The following is a 5,147-nucleotide window of genomic DNA, read 5'->3' on the forward strand; positions in this document are numbered from 1 at the left end:
GTGGACGGGCCGGGCGGGCGGAACCGGGACCGGTGGCGCGACGCGGGGCGCGGGCTCAGGCCCGATCGGGGTCGCTGCGGGAGGGGCGCCGCATGAGCAGCACGAGGGCGGCGAGGAGCACGAGGCCGTCGACGGCGAGCAGCGCCGCGCCGACGGGATCGATCCCGTGGGCGTGGGCCGGCGGCTCCGGCGGGGGCGCCGCCGCCTCGTCGCCGGCCGCGCCGACGGTGAACCGGGCGATGCCCGAGGCGTCGCGGCCGTCGACGGTGACCACGTGGTAGGCGACGGAGACCTCACCGGTTCCGGTGACGCGCACCGTCTGGGCGAGGCCGTCCCGACCCTCGACCGTCAGCTCCCCCTGGTTGAGCAGGGACCTGTCCGCGTCGTAGGCGGAGATGTGGGACCGGCCGGCGTCCGGCCGGCCGTCGACGCGGATCCGTACCGCCGTCGGCGCGCCCGGCAGGACGGCGCCGTCGGCCGGGTCGACCGAGACCACCTCGACCTTCGACGCCGCGGTCGACGAGGAGTCGATCCGGCCGGCGACGGCGAGGACGGCGACCAGCGCCGCCACGGTGAGGGCGGCGCCGGCGTAGATCCGTCCGGTGGTGGACATCGGCGTCAGTCGGCGGCGGCCACGGGCCCGCGCCAGGCCGGCACGTCGGTCCGGCGTACGCAGGAGCACCGCGCCGCGGCCCGCTCCTCGGCGTTGGGGCGCAGGTGCAGGTACATGGCGATCACCATCGGGACGAAGACCACCGAGTTGTAGAACAGGTGCAGCTCCACGCGGGGGACGATGAGCTGCAGCAGGCTGGTCGGCTCGGCCGAGCCCGGCAGCCGGAAGGAGCTGTGCGCCTGCACGAGCAGCAGACCGTGCTCGATGTGGTGCCAGAACTGCAGGGCGAGGGCGACCGTCCACCAGGCCCTGGACCGGCCCGTGAAGCCGGGCAGGAGCAGGAACAGGCCGATCAGCATCACGATGGCGTAGCCGTAGTGCAGCCACTCGGAGCTCACCAGCCACGGGAACGGCATCCCGAGCACGCCGCGCGCCTCCGGGCGCGGCCAGCCGAGGATCCAGATCTGGTACGCCTGCACCAGGTGTTCCGCCCAGTGCGCGACGACCACCGCCAGGTACAGGGTCAGCGCCGGGCGGTGGTACCGGCCGTTGATCGACGCCACCAGGCCGGGCGACGCCTTGCGCGCGGTGCTTGTCATGGGTCCTCCAGAGCCGGGTCGGCAGGGTGCGGGCTCGGCCGGGAAGCGGATGGGCGCGATGTCCACACCGGAAGGTGTCCCTCCACGCTAGAAGCGAAATCGCCGGAGCGTGACTCTGAGGTTGCTCACCGTCCATTCGCCCCGGCGACGTCGGCCGCCCCGGCCGGCAGCCGTCGGACTCGCGGCCGCCGGACTCGCGGCCGCCGGGCTCGTGGCCGTCGGGGGAAGCGGGTAGCGGACGCCGGTGAGTTCCTCCGAGAGCCGCCACAGCCGGTCGGCGGTGACGGTGTCGTGGATGGCGCGCTCCCGGTCCCGCCGGACGGGTTCCCCCCGCAGTTGGAACGGCCCGTCCGGCACGATGTAGCTCCCGCCCGGCAGGTCGGGAACGGTCACGGCGTAGAGGGACGTCTTCGCGCCCTCCGGCGTCGGCCGGAAGGCGTACCGCACGAGCAGTCGCGCCGCCGTGGCGTACCACCCGCCGCGGGCGCTGTTGGCCCCGCCGGTGAGCACGTTGGTGCGGGTCAGTCCGGGCGCCACCGCGAGGCTGCGCAGCGCGCTGCCCGCCCGGTCGGCGCGTCGCTGCAGCTCCGTGGCGAAGTAGAGGTTGGCCCGCTTCGACTGCACGTAGGCGAAGGCCGCGCGGTAGCGCCGCTCGGCGTTGAGGTTCCCCAGGTCGAAGCGGGCGAAGCGTTGACCCTCACTGCTGACCGTGACCACGCGCGCCTCGGGGGCGGCGAGCAGGCGCGGCATCAGCAGCCCGGTGAGCGCGAAGGCGCCGAGATGGTTGATCCCGAACTGCGACTCGAAGCCGTCGACGGTGCGGGCGAACGGCACCATCGCGACGCCGGCGTTGTTGACCAGTACGTCCAGCGGCCCGTGGTCCCACTCGGCGGCGAAGTCGCGGATGGACGCGAGATCCGCCAGGTCGAGCCGGCGCAGTTCGACGCTGGCGCCGGGCGCCTCGGCGCGCAGCCGGTCCAGCGCCTCCAGTCCGCGACGGCGGCTGCGGCAGGCGAGGACGACGTGCGCGCCGTGACGGGCGAGTTCCCGCGCGGTGACGTAGCCGATGCCGCTGTTGGCGCCGGTCACCACGACCAGGCGTCCGGACTGGTCGGGCAGCGCGGCAGGGGTCCACGCCGCCCCCCGGTTCCGGCCGGCCGAGGATCTCGGGGGGCTGATGCGGGGCTGACGGGTCATGGCTTCCTCCAGTACGCGAACGGTCCGGCGGCGGGCCGGGCGAGGCCGCGGCACGCCGGACGGCACCGACCCAGATCGCAACTCGGAGTTGCGATAGGCTGCAGCGTGCCAGAGACGATCGACTCATCGCAACTTGGAGTTGCAATAATGCCGGGACGGGACCCCTCCCCCACGCCGCCCGTCGGGCGCGGACCCAAGGTCCAGGCGGCCGTACGCGCCGCGACACTGGCCGAGCTGCTCGACAGGGGGTACGCGGAACTCACGGTCGACGCCGTCGCCCAGCGCGCCGGGGTGCACAAGACGACGGTCTACCGACGGTGGAAGGACCGGGAGACGCTCGTCGTCGACGCGCTCGCCGAACACTTCGCCGCCGAGATCCCCGTCGTCGACACCGGCGACGTGGAGACCGACCTGCACGCCCTCGCCCGGGCGCTGGTCCGGAGCATGGCCGGCCCGCTGGGCGCCGCCGTGCAGGCCGCGACGCACTCCGACGCCGGGCGCCTGCCGGAGATCGCCGAGGCCCGTCGCCGACTCCTCGCCGACCGGTTCCGCCGCGCCGAGCCGCTGGTCCGCCGCGCCGTCGAGCGGGGCGAGCTGCCCGTCGCAACCGACCCCGTCGCGGTGTTCGAGGCGCTCGCCGCGCCCGTCCACTTCCGCCTGCTGGTCACCGGGGAACCGGTCGACGACGCGCTCGCCGACCGGACCGCGCGGATCGTCCTCGCCGCCGCGCGGGCCGGGGAACTGGTCTCCCCGGCCGCACGGGCCGGTCGCCCGGCCGCGACCGACGAGCCCCCGCCGGCCAGGAAGAACCGGCGGTGACGGCGGCGGGCGGCGACCCGGAGGGCGACGACGGCTACCGCTGCCCCCGATCGCGGCCGACGGTGGCCGCTCCGGGAGCCCGGCCGCCGGTGGCCGCGCCAAGGTGCCCGGCGGCGGTCAGCCGACCGTCGCCGCCCAGGCCTTCTTGGCGTTCTTCCACGTCGGAGAGTTGACCTCGTCCCAGGCCCGGTGACGCAGCTCCTCCAGGACCTCCCCGGGGACGAGCGTGCCGGTCATGTTGGCCCGGTAGATGTTCATCGTGTCCGGGTCGAAGTCGGGGCTGATGTGGCCGCCGGCGATCGCCATGTCGAACAGGGGGGCGCCGGGCAGCGGCACCACGAGGAAGAAGTTCGCCGCGTCCAACCCGTAGGAGACGTGCTCCTTGGCGAGCCGGATGGTCGTCTCGATCTCCTCCAGCGTCTCGTCCGGGTAGCCCATCATGTAGTTGCCGTAGATCTGGAAGCCGTACTCCTTCATCGCGACGATCAGCCCGCTGAGGTCGGCCTTCTCGATGTTGAGCTTGTTGCTCGCGTACTTGCGGATGATCCGCAGGTTGCCCGACTCGAAGGGCATGTTGATCTGCGTGAAGCCCGCCTGGCGCATCGCCTCGAGGACCTCGTGGTCGGGCTTCCAGCGCTTGAGGAGGTGGATCAGGTTGATGCCGTTGAGGTCGCAGATGGTGACCCCGGCGCCCTGGATCTTCTGCAGCAGCCGCAGGCCGCGCCGCTTGTCGCCGAGCAGCGAGTCGTCCTCGATGAACACGTTGTCGACGCCCAGGCCCTTGAGCGTCTCGATCTCGGCCAGCACCCGGTCGTCGGACTTGACGCGGAACTTGCCGATCGGGCCGCTGATGCTGCCCTCCTGCTCGCCGGCGATGTGGCAGTACGCGCAGTGGAACGGGCAGCCGAGCGAGGTCATCATGGTGGCGTAGCGCAGCTCGGCGCCGGGCTCGAAGAGGCCGGAGTGCGGCCGGGCGATGGTCCAGTACCGCTCGTTGGGCAGCAGGTCCCAGGCCGGCATGGCGAGGGTGTCCAGGTCCCACACCACGTCCTGGGCGCGGGCGGGGTTGACCCGGATCCGCCCGTCGTCGAGGAAGGCGACCCCGTGGATGTCGGCGAAGCTCGGGCGCGCCGACCGCCGGACGACCTCGACGATGTCGATGATGGTGTGCTCGGCCTCGGACAGGCAGACCACGTCGAAGCCGGCCCCGAAGAACTGCGGCAGCCGCGACCGCGCGTTGACCCCGCCGGAGACGAGGATCTTCTCCGGGAACGCCGCCCGGATCAGCCGCGCGCAGTGCAGGACCATCGACTCCTGGTCCGTGAAGATCGACGTGATCCCGACGATGTCGGAGTCCCGCACCACGTCGAGGATCCGCTCGTCGCTGACGCCGGTGCGGAGGAACCCGCTGGGCAGCGGAACGGGGTTGGCGAAGATGTCGTCGAGCGGGTCGTCGCCCGCTCCCACGCAGGCGTCGAAGACGCTGACGTGGACGCCGTGCTCGCGCAGGGCGCCACCCAGGTTCGGGTACGCGAGCGAGCCGTTCGGCTTGCACACCGTGCCGGGAGCGGTCTGGTTCGGCGGGTACAGCAGCAGCACGCTGACGTCACGAAGACCCATGACGGGATACTATCTGCTTTTGAAGTGACCAACAAGAATGTGTGGGCTCCGGCCCGCTTTGCAACGCAAATGTCAAGCGGATGGTCGACCGTGGCGCGGCTGGCGGGCGCCGACGGTCCGTCCACGCCGGACGCCGCGCCCGCCGAGTCGCGGACGCCGCGTCCCTCCCGCCCGGACGCCGCGCCCGCGGGTCCGGCCGCCGGACCGCTGCCGGCCGGGCGGCCGGCGACGGACCGCAGCGCCGGACCACGGGCACGACCCCGTACGGCGCCACGCACCCGGCCCGGGCCGGGTGCGTG

At 73.2% G+C, this 5,147-nt stretch carries 5 protein-coding genes; 1 reads left to right on the forward strand and 4 read right to left on the reverse strand.

All coding sequences use genetic code 11. The annotated features are described in order from the left end of the window. Positions 1-55: 55 nt before the first annotated feature. The 3 genes from ACWENR_RS29505 to ACWENR_RS29515 form a co-directional block, all read right to left on the reverse strand. Positions 56-613 (reverse strand): copper resistance CopC family protein, encoded by a 558-nt coding sequence (locus ACWENR_RS29505; protein ID WP_452280221.1) that lies wholly within the window; start codon positions 611-613, stop codon positions 56-58. A gap of 5 nt (positions 614-618) precedes the next feature. Next, a complete protein-coding gene (locus ACWENR_RS29510) occupies positions 619-1,212 on the reverse strand; it encodes a hypothetical protein (RefSeq protein ID WP_452280222.1) in 594 nt (197 codons plus the stop codon). Between the two features lie 87 nt (positions 1,213-1,299). Next, positions 1,300-2,409 carry an oxidoreductase gene (locus ACWENR_RS29515; protein ID WP_452280223.1) on the reverse strand — a complete coding sequence of 370 codons (1,110 nt, stop codon included), beginning with the start codon at positions 2,407-2,409 and terminating at the stop codon, positions 1,300-1,302. A gap of 147 nt (positions 2,410-2,556) precedes the next feature. Between ACWENR_RS29515 and ACWENR_RS29520 the strand changes: the two genes are divergently transcribed. Further along, entirely contained in the window at positions 2,557-3,228 is a 672-nt protein-coding gene (locus ACWENR_RS29520) for a TetR/AcrR family transcriptional regulator (RefSeq protein WP_452280224.1), read from the forward strand. 117 nt (positions 3,229-3,345) lie between these two features. On the opposite strand, the gene ACWENR_RS29525 is transcribed toward ACWENR_RS29520, so the two are convergent. Next, positions 3,346-4,848 carry a B12-binding domain-containing radical SAM protein gene (locus tag ACWENR_RS29525; protein WP_452280225.1) on the reverse strand — a complete coding sequence of 501 codons (1,503 nt, stop codon included), beginning with the start codon at positions 4,846-4,848 and terminating at the stop codon, positions 3,346-3,348. Between the last annotated feature and the right edge of the window lie 299 nt (positions 4,849-5,147).

It is taken from the genome of Micromonospora sp. NPDC004336 (assembly GCF_053602615.1).

Excerpts from the sequence above, each read along its gene's own strand:
- ACWENR_RS29525 (WP_452280225.1), bottom strand. The coding sequence starts at position 4,848 with ATGGGTCTTCGTGACGTCAGCGTGCTGCTGCTGTACCCGCCGAACCAG.
- ACWENR_RS29510 (WP_452280222.1), bottom strand. The coding sequence starts at position 1,212 with ATGACAAGCACCGCGCGCAAGGCGTCGCCCGGCCTGGTGGCGTCGATC.
- ACWENR_RS29505 (WP_452280221.1), bottom strand. The coding sequence starts at position 613 with ATGTCCACCACCGGACGGATCTACGCCGGCGCCGCCCTCACCGTGGCG.
- ACWENR_RS29520 (WP_452280224.1), top strand. The coding sequence starts at position 2,557 with ATGCCGGGACGGGACCCCTCCCCCACGCCGCCCGTCGGGCGCGGACCC.
- ACWENR_RS29515 (WP_452280223.1), bottom strand. The coding sequence starts at position 2,409 with ATGACCCGTCAGCCCCGCATCAGCCCCCCGAGATCCTCGGCCGGCCGG.